Annotated in this window: 10 protein-coding genes; 9 read left to right on the forward strand and 1 reads right to left on the reverse strand. The window is 40.9% G+C overall.

Annotated elements, in window-relative coordinates; translation table 11 throughout:
• Positions 1-18: 18 nt before the first annotated feature.
• Positions 19-1149, forward strand: coding sequence for a tRNA-queuosine alpha-mannosyltransferase domain-containing protein (locus tag ACJJIR_RS06415; RefSeq protein ID WP_444907705.1), 1131 nt, complete (start codon positions 19-21; stop codon positions 1147-1149).
• Between the two features lie 105 nt (positions 1150-1254).
• On the opposite strand, the gene ACJJIR_RS06420 is transcribed toward ACJJIR_RS06415, so the two are convergent.
• Positions 1255-4278, reverse strand: a complete 3024-nt coding sequence (locus tag ACJJIR_RS06420) for a cellulose binding domain-containing protein (protein WP_444907706.1) — start codon at positions 4276-4278, stop codon at positions 1255-1257.
• 757 nt (positions 4279-5035) lie between these two features.
• Here ACJJIR_RS06420 and ACJJIR_RS06425 point away from each other — a divergent pair.
• The 8 genes from ACJJIR_RS06425 (at position 5036) to ACJJIR_RS06460 (ending at position 19050) form a co-directional block, all read left to right on the forward strand.
• Positions 5036-7117 (forward strand): neutral/alkaline ceramidase, encoded by a 2082-nt coding sequence (locus tag ACJJIR_RS06425; RefSeq protein ID WP_444907707.1) that lies wholly within the window; start codon positions 5036-5038, stop codon positions 7115-7117.
• A gap of 968 nt (positions 7118-8085) precedes the next feature.
• Positions 8086-11967 carry a DUF6531 domain-containing protein gene (locus ACJJIR_RS06430; RefSeq protein WP_444907708.1) on the forward strand — a complete coding sequence of 1294 codons (3882 nt, stop codon included), beginning with the start codon at positions 8086-8088 and terminating at the stop codon, positions 11965-11967.
• A gap of 1296 nt (positions 11968-13263) precedes the next feature.
• Positions 13264-14235, forward strand: coding sequence for a GlxA family transcriptional regulator (locus ACJJIR_RS06435; protein WP_444907709.1), 972 nt, complete (start codon positions 13264-13266; stop codon positions 14233-14235).
• A 1087-nt stretch (positions 14236-15322) separates the two neighbouring features.
• The gene (locus ACJJIR_RS06440; protein ID WP_413662726.1) at positions 15323-15808 is read left to right on the forward strand and encodes a hotdog fold domain-containing protein; all 486 of its coding nucleotides are present in this window, start codon (positions 15323-15325) and stop codon (positions 15806-15808) included.
• Positions 15809-15975: 167 nt separating this feature from the next.
• A complete protein-coding gene (locus ACJJIR_RS06445) occupies positions 15976-16443 on the forward strand; it encodes a hypothetical protein (RefSeq protein WP_444907710.1) in 468 nt (155 codons plus the stop codon).
• Between the two features lie 103 nt (positions 16444-16546).
• Entirely contained in the window at positions 16547-16945 is a 399-nt protein-coding gene (locus ACJJIR_RS06450; RefSeq protein ID WP_444907711.1) for an MAPEG family protein, read from the forward strand.
• Between the two features lie 215 nt (positions 16946-17160).
• The gene (locus ACJJIR_RS06455) at positions 17161-17559 is read left to right on the forward strand and encodes a BlaI/MecI/CopY family transcriptional regulator (RefSeq protein ID WP_444907712.1); all 399 of its coding nucleotides are present in this window, start codon (positions 17161-17163) and stop codon (positions 17557-17559) included.
• A 3-nt stretch (positions 17560-17562) separates the two neighbouring features.
• On the forward strand, positions 17563-19050 hold the full coding sequence (locus ACJJIR_RS06460; protein WP_444907713.1) for a M56 family metallopeptidase: 1488 nt from the start codon (positions 17563-17565) through the stop codon (positions 19048-19050).
• Positions 19051-19104 lie beyond the last annotated feature (54 nt).

A 19104-nucleotide genomic window follows, 5' to 3' on the forward strand; every position in this document is an offset into this window, starting at 1 on the left:
TCTTCTTGTTACTATTTAATGAAAGTTTTATTACTCTCCGCTTATGATGCGGACAGTCACAAGCGTTGGCGTAAAGGGCTGGTAGCGGCATTTTCTGATTGGCAATGGACCGTACTAACCTTACCACCGCGATACTTTAGCTGGCGAATTCGCGGTAATAGCCTTTCCTGGGGCCGAGGGGAAACTGCGCAAATATTGAAGCAGCGTTGGGACCTTATTGTTACAACCTCAATGACCGATCTAAGTGCCTTGCGCGGTTTAGTTCCTGAAATCGTTAGGGTGCCTACAGTTGTATATTTTCATGAGAATCAATTTGCTTACCCAGTGAGCTCTGATGCGTTTCGATCGGTAGAACCCCAGTTGTTGAATATTTATACGGCCTTGTCCGGTGATCTGGTCTTGTTCAACTCTGAATACAACCGCAGTACCTTGTTAGGAGGAGTAAAGAAATTACTCAAGCGCTTTCCTGATTGTGTTCCTCCCGGAATTTGTGAGGAGATTGAGGAAAAGTCGCGAGTTCTTCCTGTGCCAATAGAAGACATCGTTTTTGATAGTGCGAAAACTGAAGAGGCCTTTTCCTGGAGCTCCTGCGCAGAGAGCATTTATGGGGGCGAGATAGGTCAAGATACTTTGATTATCAGTTGGGCGGCCCGTTGGGAATATGACAAAGGCGCGGACCGATTGCTGGATATCCTTCGGGGCTTGAAAGCCAGAAATGTTAAGTTTCTTGTTAATCTAATGGGGCAGTCATTTCGTAATAGCCCTGCTGAGTTTACTCAAATACAAGAAGAGTTTGCCGACCATTTATTGGTGCTCGGGTATCTCGAAAGCGCTAAAGACTATCGTCAAGTACTGCGACATAGCCATATATTCCTTTCTACGGCTTACCATGAATTCCAAGGGCTGGCGGTGATGGAAGCAGCTATTCTCGGTGCGACTCCACTGGTGCCAGATGAACAGTGCTACCCAGAGTTCTATCCCGAAAACTTCTGTTATTCAGACTGTAATGATGCAGTAAAAAAGCTGGAATCAATGTTTTTGTCAATTCTATCGGGTTCAAAATTAAAAAAAGTTGATTTAAGTAATTTCTCAGGGAAAGTGATTTGGGCAGAATATAGGAAGCAGTTCTTAAATCTGGTTCAGAGTTAGGCCGGCTACTATAGAAGTCGGGTCTATAAAGGCTCCCAAAGTTATTGGTGAGTAAAAGCAGCGCCCTGAAAATTTCTAATCAGGGCCCGTTAAGCGAAATCCTAGCTAATTGGATACATGATCTATTGCTTTCAATAGCCCTTTATCTGGGATGTTACTGGGAAGAATACAAGAAGGAATATCTGAATGGCCAAGATTTTTACCATAAAGTAAGTTGCAAGCCATAATCTTGTGGCCCTCAGTTGTTGGGTGTACCGGGTCTCCAGTTGGGACAATATTTCCTTGGTCTGCTAAGAAAATATTTTTGGTATTGGAGGCCTCTGATAGTGACTTCTTGATTTTTTGATTATAAAAGTCCGTACAGTAATTTTTCGGATCTTGTCCGTCTAAATCACTTCGACGAGGGATAGTTGAAATTATGAATGCAATTTTCTCAGTTGGAATATCTATGCTCTCAAAGTAATTTTGTATTCTATCTGTTATTGATATGCCTTGAATATTATTGGGTGATGATATTATCTTACTAACGACCATATTTAGCTTCTGGGCGGATTCACTATTTTCTTCTATAGGAAGGCTACAATCAATCGCATTATTCATGCTAAGGAAGGTGATGTCGTTAGTCCCGAGCTGTATAGGTATGACAACGCTATCCTCAGAGGTTATATCCCGCGTTAAATTGCAGGCTTGATTAGTGAGCCAGCCAGAACTAGTTTCGCCCTCCCTGCACATTTCGCTGAGAAATTGATTGAAGTTCTTGATGGAATTGAGGCAGTTGGTGAAATTGTAGCCCGGGGTGATTTGATGGCCTATCGGATCAAGGTAGCAAAGTAAATCGCTGGTTGTAGCTCCAGGTATCCCAGAGTGCCAGTAATTCTTGGTCTGTTGAGACATATCGTCAGGGCCTGTTGGTCCAGTGATAGTGCCAATCGTTTCTAGTTGTTTTCCATTGTATTTTAGAATTAGCTGCTCACTGGTAGATTCTTGATCTATAGGAAAGATTGAGTTGCCATCGGCTGCTTTGGCAAGATAGTTCCAGATCTGGCTACGAAATCCGTTTGAATTATAAGGGAGTGTTGTCATGCCGTAAGTAATCGAATCACCAATAAACCATAGCTTAATACTGCTACTATCTGAATGTTCATGGGGCTGATTGGGGGGCTGACTAGGTTGTGAAGGTTCTGTTGTGAGTGTACCCGTGCAGTTGCCAATTATAATTGGTGGGGTGTTTTCTCCAGAGTAATTTGCATTAAACCCAAAAGCTCGTGCCTCTCCTGCGGGAATAGATGATTCACTAGTAACAGTTATAGTCCCGTTACTTTCTGCGACTTGTGCATTCCAGAAGTTTGTGATTGATTGGTTACCTTGCCAGTTCCACTGTAGCTGCCATTTATCGAGAGAAGTCTTTCCTTTATTATAAATAACCACATTTGCCATAAAGCCACTTCCCCAATCGTTTTGCACTGCATATTCCACATTACACTGGCCTGAAGGTTCACCGGGTTCTTCCGGTATAGTAGGGGGAGTGTCAGGTTTGGGCTGTTGTGGTGGGATTTTCGATGATTCAAACCATTTTAAGGCATAGGTTCGAAATTTACTTTCTGACGGAAGGGAGGAGTTTTCCATATAATAGTTATCTAAGAATGCTCTCGCGTCCTTATAGTACTCTTGGTGAGTCTTATAAATCTCCTTTTTATTACCATCCTTGTCAATCAGCCAGTAGCCAGCGAATTCATTGATCCAGCTATCATACTCATTGTCATACATTTGCCAGTACAAAATAAATGGAGCACCCCACTGGAGTGCCGTTTTTATTACATTGCGTGATAGCATATCCTGGGCTTCGCCAGAGCGGGCTCCCCAATCCTTAAACCAGGACTCTCCGTAACCATATTCGCCAATGAAAACCCGCTTTTCAAATGGTAGCCCAGATTTTTTGGGAAGATTTGAGTTGATAAATTCTAGAGCTGAAGTTAACTCACTATGTAGAGTGGCAAAATCTGAATGCTTTTCTTTGGTAGTGAGATCGTAAGCTGAATAAGATACCAAATCTACATTAGTATGGGGAAGTACGGCATTGGTTATCCGTTCTTTGCCCTGCATTGCAGATTCAACCCTATTGACCTCAATATAGTGATATAAGTTAACGTCAGAGTGGGTGATATTTGCCTTGGCATCGTCAATGGCTTTTTGTCGAATATTGATCCAGTCAATTAGACCCTGTAAACGCTTAGGAGGGATAGTTTCCTGACTGTCATCTCTAGTACCATCAGTTTTTTGAACCAGGTTCCAATCGCCTTCCCAATGCCCAATCATGAATGTCTTACCGGAGCCGTTATATTCAGTTAGTAAATATTCAGCCAACGAATAAATTTTGTCATATTGCCACTTTAGCTCTTCTTCACTCATTCCTTTGTTATCCATCCAGGAACCGGAGTCCTCGACCCAAAACATGTAGATGGAGAAATCCATTTCCAAGACTTGCTGAAATTCTGGTATTTCTTCCAGCATTTGCTTGAATTGATAGTCGAGTCCAGAGTGACTTAGCTCGCTATATAGGCTCGGAGAAAGGGCTATCTTGAGTAAGTTAGAGCCCATTGAGTAAATGGCTTCAGCACTTTCAACAAGTGATCCCTTATCTGTAAATGTATACCTGGGGTTTATCGTTTGAGTGCCTAAAATAAAATTGTATTGTGAAAGGGGGTCTAACAGGTCTCGTGAAGGTGGGGGCGGATCTGGTTTATTGATGGTGTTGTTGCAACTAGCGTTAATATGAGCAGGCTTCTGTTCACCACCCGAGTAGCGAATATTAAAACCAAAAGATTGGGCTTGGCCAATGGGTACTTTTATATAGCCTTGTTTTCCAACTACAGAGATCAGGTTTTCATCCTGGGCTGAGGTAGCATTCCATATATGTGTGACTTCTTGGTCTGAGGGCCATTGCCATGAAAGTTCCCAATCACTTATTGGCTCGGTACCTGTATTACGTACAACCACTGAAGCCATATATCCGTCTTCCCATTCGCTCTGTATCGTCATTTGTACATCGCACTTTTGACCGGCCAGGGATGGTAGGGATAAGAAGGTCAATATGGTAAAAACTGAGAGGGGGAGAAGTTTAGCGTGCATTATATATGTATCTATATGGATTACTGCAGAGTAGTCGGATATTGATAGCTACATAAAGTTCACATATTTATAGTCAGGGGCGTCAAATGCTAAAAGGACCGATTATTAATGTTATTCAACTTCCACCTTATTTCATGTCAAGAGAACTTTGAATGTTAAGTACAGGTGTTTGCCTAATTAATTGTTAATTTAATTGTTTTTGTGAACAAGTGGTCAATCTATGGAATATAATTGGAAACTGATTGAGTGCTAATTTTGAATGGCGAAAATTTTTAACATTTCCTCTCTAAATGTAATTCAAATCCCCTAATCTATCCTTTCTTTACACTCATTTTTAGATTGTACTTGCTTGAATTGTAAATATTTAGGTTTGCTGTAGTTCAGAAAATCTTCGTATATTTAAAATTATTTTACTTTCGACTCTAAATTAACGGATTTATGGCGGGCAATTACTCTGCGGGTGCTACCAAATACAGCCAGTTAGGGTATTCTGAACATGCGTACTAGAGCTGTACTCTCAGTTTTAGTGTGCTGACAGCAGGGAGGTTATGGCTACTATGAGTATTTTTAAAATAATAAAGCCGCTTTTCAGGATGAGATAATAAAAGCCAAGATTACATTGGCTAACTATCTAGAGAGTCGCGTCCGAGTTGATCGGAAGTGGCTTATTCAGGTATCAACTTTCAACGAAAAGGATACGCCTTCACTTCTGTGAACTGGCGAATGTACTCCTGCGTGTATAGATTCTGGAGAAAAAATGAAAAAAATAATTAATGGTTACGTCATTGCTTTAATAGTATTTATTGGAGCTTCTTCCACTGTTAAAGCATCTGACTGGCGTGTTGGTGTTGGTAAGTATGATATAACTGGCCCGGCAGCAGATGTTGGAATGGTAGGATATGGAGAAACGGGGCAGACAACCAAGGGAATTCATACCCGTTTATGGTCCCGCGCATTCATAATTTCTGATAGCTCTGAAAATGAGCGTTTGGTATTCGTATCAGCAGATCTGCAAGGTATTCCGCAGGGCGTGAAGCAGGGTGTCGTTGATAAATTAAAAAATCTCTATGGTAATAGTAAGTACACCGAAAAGAATGTGATGCTGACTGCTACACATACCCATGTAGGTCCTGGCGGGTATGATCATTATGTCATGTTGAATATGAGTGCTCTCGGTTATGCGGAAGATAACTATGACGCTATTGTTGATGGTATTTTTCAGTCAATCGTTGAAGCAGATAGTGGACTAACTCCAGGTGATATCTTTATTGAGCAGGGGATACTACTCGATACCAGTATCAATCGAAACCCAGACCCTTATTCAGAAAATACTGATGCAAGCGACTATCAATACGATACCAATAAAACCATGACCCAACTCAAGTTGGTTGATGCCAACAACAAAGCACTGGGAGTTATTAATTGGTTTGCAGTACACAATGTCTCTTTAGGGACAGGGCAGCGGCAACTTAGCGGGGATAATAAGGGGGCGGCGAGTCAGTTGCTGGAGTCTTGGGCTGCCGAGCAGGGTGCTGCAAGTCAATTTACTGCGGCATTTGCCAATAGTAATTTAGGTGATGCGTCTCCGAATATTTGTGGCCCTAGGGATGGATGCGGAAATTCTGAGTATGAAAGTTTACTTTTATCTGCTGAAAAGCAAGTTGCAAAAGCTCAGTCTCTTTACCAATCAGCTACTGTGAAACTTGAAGGTGGATTAGATTATCGACATCAACATATCTATTTCCCTGGCTATACTGTAGCAGGTGAATTTACCGGTGAGGGGCAAATAGATATTTGTGAAGGTGCTGTTGGCTGGTCATTTACTGCAGGATCAAGTTGGGACGGTCCCAGCAATATTGATGGTATTTTTGAGGGAATGTCTGTTGAAAATGAGGGGGTGGATTGGGATAGAGATGTGGGACTATTCGAATCAGCGATTAATGGTTATCCACTTTTTGGCCTGATGAGTGCATTTTCTGCAGCCGCTGTATATGAGGATACTCAGGATGACCCCTGCCAGTACCCCAAACCTACATTTGTACAGCGTGAGGTAATAGGCCAAGCACTTTATACCCCTTACCTACCTTTCCAAATGTTTCGCATAGGCTCACTTGCTTTGGTCGCCGCGCCGGGTGAAATGACGACTATGGCAGGCCGACGTCTTGAAGCAGAAGTCTTGTCAGCTTTTGAAGGAAGCGGTGTAAACACTGTGGTGATTGCCGGTTTGGCAAATGCCTATTCCGGTTACATAACTACCCCTGAAGAGTTTGATAGGCAGCACTATGAGGGAGCACATACCATATACGGCCCCAATACCCTTGCAGCCTATAGACAGATTTATACCGAAATGACACATGCTATGGTCAATGGCGTAGATATTGCTGCAGGGCCTACTCCGAAAGATCTGTCTGATGACCAAATCATTAATGTAATTGGGGTTGTTTATGATGACAAACGCCTGTGGGAGTCTTTTGGTCAAGTCTGGGATGATGTAGGTACCAGCTACAGTGCTGGCGATACTGTATCTGTCACTTTCCGTTCTGGCCATCCCCGTAATGACCTGAAGACTGAGAGTACGTTCATTGAGGTACAGCGTAAAGTTAATGGTAGTTGGGAAACTTATCTTACCGATGATGATTTGGATACACGCTTTATTTGGACGCGAGATACAGCTATTGATTGTATGGCCTGTTCTTTTGCTGAAGGACAGTGGATCATTGGAGAGGATACGCCATCAGGCACTTACCGAATAAAGCACTTTGGTAACTGGAAGAGTGGTTGGACTGGAAAGATTTCCAGCTATTCAGGTAAGTCGAGTAGCTTTACTGTTAGCAATTAGTGCTCATTACAGATCGGTTGGATAATCCAGCCGATCTATTATGTCTATACCCATAACAGACGTACCTTTATATATAAATATTCGACTGCTGAATCGTTATCAATTTTGTATTATATTATTTGAGCGAATACTATAATTTACGCTGACAATTTAATGGGACTCAAGTGCTCTCTTTGAGATTAGTTTACCATCCATAACTTTAAACTATATTTAATGTCGCTAAATGGTACTTTTTTGTCAGAATATGCCGCCATATATCGCTTGACTGTGATTTTCTTTCTTTGACCCTAGTCAAATTTAATTGCACTATATGCAGTGTACTCTCCTGTAATCGTTTTTTCCTATCGCAACAATACAAATTAAGTTAGCTTTCACCTAATTTCTAGTTACTCCGAAAGATGGTGGTATGTTAGGTATCCTGGAGGATTGGCTTAGTAGCTATTAGATAGGGATTATAACTATTTCGTTTAGATCATTTGAAAAGTCTTTAGATGTGGATGAATTATGGTTTTCCTATTGGTATAGCTTTTGATGTTGCTATTTTGACTTTTAATATTTTGCTTGTGATAGTGAAGACTTGAATGTGAATCGAGAGCTTATTGTTCCCGGCTTTGAAACACGCACTACTAAACTTCACACTCATTGTCAAAATTTTGGACGTAGAAACTGTTCTTGGTTCAGCCGATTTTTTAAAACCGATGTAAGAAGGCTGAAATATATTTCTTTGTCCTTTGAAAGAAAAATCGTCCCAGTAGAAATGATTATGTCGAAGTTGAGCACCTAGTTTAGGTGCTTTGAATGGATTCGTTTTTTGATGACCGCAGAATAGTCGGTCAGCGGTTGATAGGATTTAACTTTTGATACAGCTCTATATCGAAAACTCTCAGGGCTCTCGTTATGCGGTGCGGCCTGGATGGATATGCCAGACGGGTCCCTCTAGAAAGATTGATGCTGCTGAATTATTGAGGATGTTCGATACTAACACTCTTCAGTTAGTGTATGACCAGTACCTTGGCTTATACACAACCTTTGCGCCAGATATAGACCCTGAGCAAGAGCGTCCCCCATCTCAATCGCGATTAAGTAATGTGCCTGGCTATCTTAATGAGCGGGATAAAGCCATTTATCGGGCATTGGCTCAGAATCAACTGATTATTGAAGAGGCCCCATTGCCATATTCGGCATTGGGGGATCTACAAACAGAGTTGGTTGCTAAGATTCGTATGGGCTTGCAGAAAATTATTACGCAGGAAGTTGCAGATAAGGCTTTTATTAGCCAGCAAACTGATTGGAGTTGGGTGAAGCGTGTAACAACTGCAAAAAAGAAAGTAAAAGAAACTGACAGCTCTGTGTGGCGCTTATCGATTTGGTCAAAGAGTGCTGTTGATGTTGAGAAGATAGTAAGTCCAGCACGTCAATCATTTGAGTTTAGCTCTGCGGCAATCAATTATGTCTTATATGAAGAAACTCCAGAAGAAGAAGCTGATGAATGTGTAACCTCCCTGTATCGAGGTGTGATTGATGTACTAGGCTTTAATCCCAGTTCTGTTTCAAAAAAGCAGCTCCGCTTGAGTTTCAACATAGCCGAGGTTATTTATAGTGACCCAACTCTTCGGGGAGCAGTTTTTCATTTTGCCCAGGACTACATTAAAACACAACATAGCTTGCAGCACACAAACTTAACTGCAAGTGGTACTTTTGAGATCATTTTGACTATAGCACTTGCGGCATTGACTGAGGGAGATGTAGCTATAACATCCTTAACTAAGAATAAGCGCTTAGTGAATGCTTTTCGTAATATTGGCGATTTAATGTTTGATTTTGCCAGGACAAAAAAGCAAAGGAAAATACTTGCTAAAAATTCAGGATATCCGACAGTAGGCAAAAGCACTGCTGTATCCGGAAAGAAAACCCCCAAAATAGCTGCACCCCGAAAAAATAGTCGAAATTTAGTGCAAGTCAAAGTGGGTAACGAGCTGCGAGAAAATAAAAGGGGTAGTGAACAAGCTTTCACAGTGCCCCATGATGTAAAGTCTGAATTTTATAAGATAAATTGTGTCAGGGATTATTCATATGATACTGATAACCACATTAGCGAAGTAGGTGAAAATTATAACTCCGATATATGTCAGAGCGATAATGTTACTGGTGAAGTAACTAGGTCTGTAAATCTAAAAACTGGAGAGGTTCAGTTTACTTTAGAAGATTTTGTATTGGAGGGGTCACTACCCTTATCGGTAACTCGTACCTATCGCAGTAGTAATTCAAGAAATTTCGGATTGGGTTGTGGCTGGACTCATACATTTAGCGAGCGCTTGGTTTGGCGTCCAGGCAAACCCATACTCTTCTTTGATTCTGAAGGTAGAATAATTAGCTTGCCAGCTCCCGGAAATAGCTCGCGCAGTCATAATATTTATGAGAGATTAACTCTCACGCGAGTAAACGATGAGCATTGGATCATTACGACATATGGAATTTCCAATGGAGTACAAAGACATTTTAAAGCTACTGGTGAAACTGGTGCGTTAAAGCTCGCTGAGATTCGGGATGATAACGATAACTTTTATTTATTCAACTACTCAGGGGATTATTTAAGATCGGTCGAGAGTAGTTCCGGTGAAATTTTATACATTAGCTCGCTTGATGAATCTCCTGAAAGTCACCTTATAAATACTTTGACAAAAGAAAATAATTCGGGAAGTTCTGAGGTAGTAGCTCAATATGTCTTTGATAGTGAAAATAATCTGACTGAAGCTGTAGACAGTGTTGGCAATAATGAAAAGTATGTTTATCACAAAGGCCTTATTAAACAAAGAACTTTAAAAACTGGTTATAGTTTCTATTTTCAGTGGGATGCTGAGGGTAGTTCAGCTCATTGTATACGGCAGTGGGGGGACCCTATTGACGAAAAAGCTGCTTACAGTTATCAATTTATCTGGGAGGAAAGTGGTCACGGAGCAACGATGTGTGACACGAGAGGCGGGCGGCAACGTTTTCACTTCAATAATCGCGGATTACTCACGTTCCATCAAGATGCTGAAGGTGGAGAAACGTGGTATGAATACAGCGAGCTAGGTCACGTTACAAAGGTACGGCTACCCAGTACTGATGGGACTATACGTGAGGAGTTATTCCGATATGACAATCAGGGTCGCTTGACCGAGAAGATAGATGTGGCCGGTAATAATTATCAAATTGAATATAACAATGAAGGTCTCGCCACAAAGTATACTGATCCATCAGATAGCAGTTGGCAGTATAGTTACAACAAAAAAAGACAGCTGGTGCTAGCTGAAGACCCGTTCGGCAACCAAGTGAAATATGACTATACCTCTGCTGGCATGATTAATTCTATTAGTGACTCATTAGGTAATGTTACGAGTTATCTGTGGGGAAGCAGCAATAAGCTATTAAGAATAAGTTGCCCCTTCGGACGATCTATTGATTGTAGATATGATGTTGATATTCGCACGGAATTGTTAACGCCTGCTGAGACGAAAGAGGCTTCTTGCAAGAATGAGGATCAGGGTCGGATCAATGTTAAGGTTGCTCAAAAAGATACAGATATTCAGTGCAGGTTTAACCAGCATGGATTAGTTTCAGAAATGTTAGATAAGGATGGGAATTATACGCGTTATTCTTATAACGCACTCCATCAAATAAAGAGCAAGACTAGTTCCAGTGGCAGTCAATTAGAATATCATTATGATGGAGAGGGCAATTTAATTTGCCTTATAAATGAAAAGGGTGAGTGTTATCGGCTGAAATATGATCTCAATAACCGATTAATAGAAGAGGAGGATTTCTATGGTCGTGTTACCCACTATGCATATAATGTCGCTGGCCACTTAGTAAATTCTACGGAAGTAATTGCTTCTCAATCAGGCATTGGTACCGATATCTACTTTGAACGTGATTTGCTGGGCCAGTTAATAAAAGAAACTACGCTAGAGGGCGTTAATAGCTTTAGATATAATTGCCTAGGGCAACTGATCGAAGCTAAAAATAATTACTGTAGTCTGAAGTGGGAATATGATGCTAGTGGTCGTATTGTAGCGGAATGGCAAGATGATGGTAAGCTCAGTTATAAGTATGATATTTTAGGTAATCTTACGGCAACTTCACTACCCAGAAAAGAAGATGTTAAATTTATCTTTGATCATTCTGTGGAATCTGAGAATTCACCCTTCTCCTCAGTAAATGGAAATTTCAATTCTTTGTTGATAAAAACAACCGAAGGGTTGAAACCTCTGGACAATTATGATCCTCAGGTTTATGTGCAAGGCTTTATTGTCAGTAAGTTTGAAAGGCCAATTGATACAGTTACAAATATTTTGAATTTATTGCCGAATAGTAGCTGTTCACTTGCCAGAGTTAATTATTCCGGCAAGGTTAATAAAAATATCTTTAATGTTCATAACTTTTGTAAGAGTGATTCAGATCAGTTTCTTGCCTTCTTAATTTATGACCCCGCTGATAGTCTCCTAGGTAAGCTTAACTCGACGAGTAAGCTTGATAGTCAGATTCCTGGCAAAGAAGTTATTGAGAATAGAATCGTTGATAATGGCAATATATCCCGTGGTTATACCTCTTCTACAGGTCGTGTTGAAGAAGTTGGAGGGGAGGGGGCACAGAGGATTCGATACCATTATAATTGTCAGCAAAAGTTGATAAAAATAGAAAATCTAAAAGTAGAAAAAGGTGTAGAGAAATTTCAGGATGTGATTCGGTATCAATACGACCCCTTGGGGCGATGTGTAAGAAAAGAAAATTATGATGGTTGTGTCAGATTCTTTTGGTCTGGTGATACGCTTATTCAACAGCTTAAGAATGACGATCAAAGTAAATGAAGTATTATTTCGTAAAGGCTTATAAGTTGTCTGTGATATAGGGGGTTAACTCGAAAGCTTGAATACGTTAATTTGCGTAAGTTTTTACAGCAGTATTGCATTTTGAGATAAATCATATTCAGTGCTTCTTTACATGAAGACAAGTTGCTGTCCTTTTTAACTTATATAAGTCTATGCGGGTTAAATTGCTAGATAGGGCTTTCGGCAACATAAAGGGCAATAGCTTTAGTGTGTTATTTTCCATAAATAATGAAAACTCACTTTCTGAAGTCTTGGCTATCCTGCCAAGGTTGTCGGTAGTCATTGCTTATCCGCCCTGGAAGTAGCAGATTACCATGCGTAGCCTGAAACCTATCTATATTTAATAACCCTCGAAAGTCCCAGCTATGGGGCTCAGCACCCAACCGACTGTAACAATATGTTAGAGAGCTTACTAAGCCTGGGGGTATTTGAGTCGATAAATTATTTAAATTTCTATGAGATTATCAATATTTTGATGCTCATATGAACGAATAAGTAAGTGGTACGGCGGTACACTTCTTGCGGGCTTTTAGGTCGTTATACGATAGAGCGAAGGCTTTAGGCGATAAATGTGAGTTTCTTTTGTTTCTTGCCTTGAATCAATTCATATTAGCTGAGATGAATAGGACTTTAGATATTTACAGCTCCTTTTACTAGGAATGATTATCTTTTTCCTTTAATGGCGTTAGGTCTTTGAAGTGGCTCTTCTGTTGATGTGGCTGGGTAGTGTTTCTTTGTTGTAATTATTGGCCGCAATCAAAGTTTATTTGGCAGGATGCAGGGCTGTTTCATATACGACTATATATTCCGAAAAAAAATATCGTTATTACTTTACAGAATAGAAAAAGCTGGTACCTTAGGGTCAGGATTGCTTAATTATACAGGATTAACAGTTTGTGATGTTGGTTCTGAAGGTGCCTTATTAAATAGCATTTTTATGTATATGGATGATGAGAGTATGGCTGATGGATAGTGTGTTTGCCTGTAGTCTCTAATTGGGGTAAGAATCATCGTGTGATCAATTCTCACTATTGGGTAGTAGCCACCTGGTATATTACTCGGATCAAGTGAAGAATTAACTTATTAGTAGTGTTTCCAGTTAATCTGGATTTTATTTAGGTTTTATTAAGCTTCCGCTATGGCGTTTTTTCACCTTCCTCTGAGGTGGTTGGGCTACCCAAGATAGTATTCCTGAAGTTTCTTTTAATAAGTTAGTAATCCGCACAGTGATTTTTGAGTTTGGTATATAGTTTTACGCTTATTCTGCAATTTAAAATGAACTGTAAAAAGAAAGTATCTATCGTATTTTACCCTGGGGCACACTCATTAGATGTAATGGGGCCCGCAGAAGTGTTTTCGCTGGCAAATCAGCAGCTAAAGGATAGGGGTTTTAGTTGTGATGATCAGTATGAGGTCGAATTCTTAGCCGAAGATGGAGATACCAAGGAAATCTCATCAGGTTTAAGGATATGCTCAGATAGATGTTTTACTGATTCAAGAGGAATTCATACTCTCCTTGTGAGTGGTAATCTTAATGCTGCTGATGATTTGAATATCAGTGAATGTTTGAGTAGATGGCTTTCTCTTCAGTCTGGTTTAGTTAAGCGTATAGGCTCTATTGGCAATGGAGCTCTGATTCTCGCAAAAGTAGGTTTGCTAAATGGTCGGCGTGCCACTACCCATTGGAGATATATTGATCAGCTGAAGAGATTCCCAGAAGTGGATGTCGATTCAGAATCTGTATTTGTCAAAGATGATCATATATATACTTCTGCAGGTGTTAGTGCGGGGGTTGATATGGCTTTGGCAATGGTAGAGGATGATTTTGGTCGTGGTATTGCTTTAGCTGTTGCTCAATTAATGGTCTTATATCTCAAGAGAGATGGAGATCATAAACAAAGTAGCACTTATCTTATGAGCCAGTTAAAGAGTGATCGTTTTTTAGAGCTGGTGCAATGGATTCATAGTAATTTGGATAAAACTTTATGCGTTAATAGTCTCGCGGAAAAGACATCTATGAGCCCGAGAAACTTTGCTCGCTGCTTTACTCGGGATATGGGAGTAACTCCAGGTCGATTCGTTGAGAAAATTCGCATTGAAAAGGTTTGCCAGCTTTTAGCAACTCAAGCGTTAACTCAGGAGCGTATAGCTACTATCTGTGGTTTTAAGTCTCAAGAGCAGCTTAGAAGGGCATTTCGCCGAAATAAGGGTATGTTGCCGAGGGAATACCGTCGAAAGTCGTCGTGAGATAATTTATGGGACAGTCTATTCGGTAGGGCTGTCTCATTTTCATAAAAGATATTTTTATCCTTGATGTAAATATAAATAACATTTTCTGTTAGAGATTTTTGTTCTTCTTACCTAATTCTTGCTTGTCTTTCCTTTTGTAGATGCCTCCACTAGATTTACATCTGGGAAAAAATCTTTTAGCTGGCTTTTTATTCTTACTCGATAATTTACACAGCTTGATTCTCTCCATTATATAACCTTGCTAGGGTTGATTGAGTCGCTCCCATGAATAGGAATTAATTTGTTGTGTTAACTAGAAGCTCCAATTTTCACCGGTAGACTGCGAGCTTCTCGGTCTCTATTAGGACCAGGCCGGTAGCAATTGGTAAGTGATATAGCATAAAATCATATCCCGATATATATAGGTGTGGTGAAAAAATAGTGATAGATTTGCGGCTAAATAAAATTAGACCCATGAACGGAAGCCCTTTAGTGGTGTAGATATTCTGGGAATCTAATATTGTTGGTGCGTTGTGGGAGTCGCGATCATACCCTTCGCAATATTAAATTTCTGAAAAATTTATAATGTACCCTTAATTATGGTGGATATATTGAAAGTTAGATGCCTTAGAAATGGGAAAAGCAGGTGCTGCAGCGAGAAGTATAGTTAGAATTTAATCTAAGATTTCTGGCCTGACAATTTCCGACATCTAATCTTCAGTATTAATTGACATATAATTAGCTACTCAGTCTAAGCTTTTCTATAAAAGATTGCCTGAGAGAATTTTTTGGACATCAAAAACAATCTTTCAAGGTGTGCAGTAGCGATTGCCATTTAGTATGCCTCTCAGCTTGCAGATATACTTACTTTACCTATTAATGGATATGCTTTTAAGGGATACAAATTATTAGCTCTAGCCTTATTAGTTGCACTCGCTTATGAACCAAATCTCCTCTTGGGCATTTCTGCGCTTGGAATAGCCTATGTCAATAAAGCTGATAGATCTGATTACCCTGGACTACCGGAAGTTGATATATAGTGGCCTAAATAGCTTAAGACCGCCCATATAGAGTGGCGGTTCGATGTATAGGATGGAGAGGTAAGATGGACTATCAATCTTCTAAAAGCCCGGTACTTAATCTGTGGGGGCGACTTGGCGGCTCGGCATTGGGCCGCTGGCTGGTGTCTAAATTAGTGGCACTTAAGGCACCGTATTTTCGTTCAATCAAGCCGCGTTTCCTGGAATTATCACCGGGTAAAGTGGAGGTTTTACTGAATAAGCGTTGGAGCGTGACAAATCATATCGGTACTGTACATGCTATCGCTATGTGTAACGCCGCTGAATTAGCTGGCGGTGTTTGTTTGGATGTGTCTTTGGATCGACGCTTTCGCTGGATACCAGTAGGGATGGAAGTCAAGTACTTAAAGATGGCGAAGACTAATCTACGAGCCGTTTGTGAGTATCCAGGGTTTAAAACCATTGAGGCTGGCGATGTTGTTATGCCTGTGAGCGTTATTGATACTAATGGAGAGGAAGTATTTCATGCCGATATTACCATGCGTGTATCAGAGCGCCCCAACGCGAAGTAGTAGAGTTGTCATTTGAGGTCAACTCTTGGTGTATTTTCAAGGGGAATTGCCTTACTTTGAGCTTGAATATGGAGAAGAGTATGCAGGCTGGGAGGGGATGAAGTGTGCTCTACTCATAAATCTCGTAGAATATTTCTTTGTTCAGTCTTGATGTATTTGGAGGGTTTATGAGATTGGCTTGGCAGATAGAAAAGTCGACATGCCTCTTTGGTGGTGAAAATAAAACTGCTACGGAGCATGAGTTACACCGATCGGAAAGTACTGCCTTGGCGAATGATGATATTTATCAGGACCTTTCCGAGGTATTACAGCTCGCAATTTCCAAGCTTGATGAAAATGTAAGTGATACTTCTCTGTACTTCCTGATTAGTTGGGAGTCTGTATCTGCTTCTATGACGGTATCTGTAGTTGATGATAGCCGAAGCAATGACTCTAAAGTAGTTGTGCACTGTCACTTTGCTGGACTGGCTTCCCAATATGATGCTGAGCCGAAGAGGCAGGAAGCTTTGGTTAAATGGTCGGATGAACTTAGGTTTTGGTGTAAAGAGTATCTATCTACTGATCAAGGTTTTTCACAGTTTTCTCTGGTTGCATTGTTCGCGACAGGCTCCAGAGCTACTGCTGTGATTCTTTAAAATGTAGCTGAAAACGATGCTTATATAGTGTGAACAACTAGGGCGGGGAGGCGAGGCTTAAAATGCCCTCCCTGTACAAATAACATAGGAAATGGAGATTTCTATGAATGTTTACTATTTGTGTATTGGGCTCTTAGCGGCATTATCCTTTCTGCTCGGCGCCTTGGTTACTGTTGGGCGCGGTAAGTATGAGGTTTTAGTTGGGCATTCTTTCGACCCCGATAATACCCTACACAAATGGGTAAGGGCCCATGCAAATACAGCAGAATATGCTCCCCTCTTGATGGTACTTATTTACTTAGTGAGCTTAGGGCAGTCTTCTACCTGGGTTTGGTGGTTTGTTATTCTGCTGACCGCCTGTCGATTTCTTTTTGTTGCAGGCATCTTATTTCCCTCCACTATGGCAAAGCCTAACCCAATGCGCTTCTTGGGTGCCGTAGGCACTTATATCTTTGGATTGGGGCTTTGCTTGGCACTGGTGCAGCAAGCCCTGAGGTTTTGAGTTGGTTGCAAGCGCTTTCAAACCTTATATTGGTTGGTGCTTAAACTGATCAAAATCGATTGGTCTATCGATAGCTTTTAACTTTTTGCCAGCCGGCAAAAACTGTTTACGATCCTGGCTGTATAAAAAACAACCTAACAAGTTTCCCTGCAGGGTGGTTGACCGAATGCGACGCTTGTCGCACACTAGCCCTGACTGTCACACGGGAAGATAAAATGAAAAAGGTAAAACCGTCCCCATCAGAACTTGCGCTGTTGAAAGCCCTTTGGAGGCGAGAACCGCTGAGTGCCAGAGAGTTACATGATCGGGTAGGACCTGAATTGGGTTGGTCATACTCCTCTACTCGAAAGACACTAGATCGGATGCGGGATAAGTCGTTTGTGGCTCAATCTGAGATCCATGGAATCCATGTTTATAGCCCTGCGATTGAGAAGGTGGAAACTCTGGCGTCATATGCAAAAGATTTCGCTGAAAGAGTATTAGAGCTTGATGGTCCCCTTCCTGTGTCGATGTTTGCCGGCAGTAAGTTAATGAGTGATAAAGATATCGAGGAGCTTCAGGCAGTACTCGATTCCTGGCCTGACTCTGAGCCGGTCAGCAAGGATGGTGAATAGGCTATGGCCGAGATAGTCTCTACAGTTCTACCATTTGCACTGGATTTTCTAGCTACTTCTTTCTTCTCAATATTGTGGGCGGGGTTGGTTTTCATTGTTATTTGGCTGGCAACAGCTAGAAATAAAGACAGCTTTAATGCGATATACCATTGGCGAAGTTTCTGGTTGTGTGCAATGGTTGCTGCCGGTTCCCCATTTTTTCTTGCGCAATTGAGCGATCAGTTAACGTTGGGTATTGCTCCGGATCTGAATTTTGAATTACCGCCAGCTTATGAGGTTACCTCTATACCACCAATTAACGTAGTTCTGCATGAGTATGTATCTACCTCTTTGAGTTCTGTTGAATTACTGGCTTTTCTTTGGTTGCTTATATATCTGTGCGGGGTGTTTTTTACCTTATCTAAAGTGGTAGTAAGTCAGTTTTTCTATGGCAAGAAATTGCGTTTAATAGCAAATAATAAGCTTTCTATTGGTAAATTTGACCAGTTTTTTACTTCATCTCAAAGTGATTTTCTAATCAGAAGTAAAACTCAGGTGTTTATAACACACTCAACGATTACACCATTTGTGATGCAGCTATTCAGTCGTAAATTGGTGCTTCCCTCCTATATTTTATCAATGAATGAAACGGAGCGTCATCTAATCATTGAGCATGAAATTATGCACTTGAAAAGGCTTGACCCCTTGTTGATTCTGATTGTGCATATATTTACTTGCATCCTATGGTTCAATCCCTTCTTAGGTTGGATGAAGTCTCGATTCAGCTGGGCGATAGAGTTGGGGTGCGATCGCGAAGTTCTAAAGTCATGTAAGCGAGAATTATACCGTGTTTATGCACAAGCAATGATTGACACTCTTCGACGGAACTCTTCACAAAGAACAAGTGACTGGGTTGTAGCTTTCTCTTTCTCTGGTGGTAGGAGTCAGGCTCCTTTTTTCCGACGCAGACTTTTGAATATTATGGAAGCCTCAAGGGCGGGGGCTAATAATGGCGAGTTAGGTGTCTATTTACGCGCTATGTTGTTCTGCAGTTTTTCAACCATTTTAATACTCGGAGGGCTACTGTTAAAACCGGGATTAACAATGGCTTCAGTGGAGATTACCAAATTGACAGTCCCGGTTGAGAGTGCCCGTATTAGTAGCCCTTTTGGTGATTTCAGTAAAATTCGCAAAAAAACCCATGAAGGTACTGACTTTGCGGCACCGATTGGTACTCCGGTGGTTTCAGCTGAAAGTGGTGTTGTAATAGTCTCTACTGATGATTATAAGCATAAAAATTATGGGAAAATCATAATTATTGATCATGGTAATAATACGAAAACTCTGTACTCCCATTTAAATGAGCGGGAAGTTGAGGCAGGGCAGTCAGTACGTGCCGGCCAGGCGATAGGAACTGTGGGTATATCAGGGCGTGTAACAGGGCCACATCTTCACTTTGAACTTATCAAAGAAGGCAAGCGAATCAACCCAGACACTTTGCTTGCGAAGTAAGGGGGGAGTGTGATTTATTACTTAAGAAAAGTAGGGTTACCCGTGAGGCGATTA

The organism is Microbulbifer maximicatervae (SeqCode) (genome assembly GCF_052467385.1).

What these genes read in the sequence shown, in the direction of transcription:
- ACJJIR_RS06415 (WP_444907705.1), top strand. Translation starts at nt 19, where the DNA reads ATGAAAGTTTTATTACTCTCCGCTTATGATGCGGACAGTCACAAGCGT.
- ACJJIR_RS06435 (WP_444907709.1), top strand. Translation starts at nt 13,264, where the DNA reads ATGAACTGTAAAAAGAAAGTATCTATCGTATTTTACCCTGGGGCACAC.
- ACJJIR_RS06460 (WP_444907713.1), top strand. Translation starts at nt 17,563, where the DNA reads ATGGCCGAGATAGTCTCTACAGTTCTACCATTTGCACTGGATTTTCTA.
- ACJJIR_RS06430 (WP_444907708.1), top strand. Translation starts at nt 8,086, where the DNA reads ATGTTCGATACTAACACTCTTCAGTTAGTGTATGACCAGTACCTTGGC.
- ACJJIR_RS06425 (WP_444907707.1), top strand. Translation starts at nt 5,036, where the DNA reads ATGAAAAAAATAATTAATGGTTACGTCATTGCTTTAATAGTATTTATT.
- ACJJIR_RS06420 (WP_444907706.1), bottom strand. Translation starts at nt 4,278, where the DNA reads ATGCACGCTAAACTTCTCCCCCTCTCAGTTTTTACCATATTGACCTTC.
- ACJJIR_RS06450 (WP_444907711.1), top strand. Translation starts at nt 16,547, where the DNA reads ATGAATGTTTACTATTTGTGTATTGGGCTCTTAGCGGCATTATCCTTT.
- ACJJIR_RS06445 (WP_444907710.1), top strand. Translation starts at nt 15,976, where the DNA reads ATGAGATTGGCTTGGCAGATAGAAAAGTCGACATGCCTCTTTGGTGGT.
- ACJJIR_RS06440 (WP_413662726.1), top strand. Translation starts at nt 15,323, where the DNA reads ATGGACTATCAATCTTCTAAAAGCCCGGTACTTAATCTGTGGGGGCGA.
- ACJJIR_RS06455 (WP_444907712.1), top strand. Translation starts at nt 17,161, where the DNA reads ATGAAAAAGGTAAAACCGTCCCCATCAGAACTTGCGCTGTTGAAAGCC.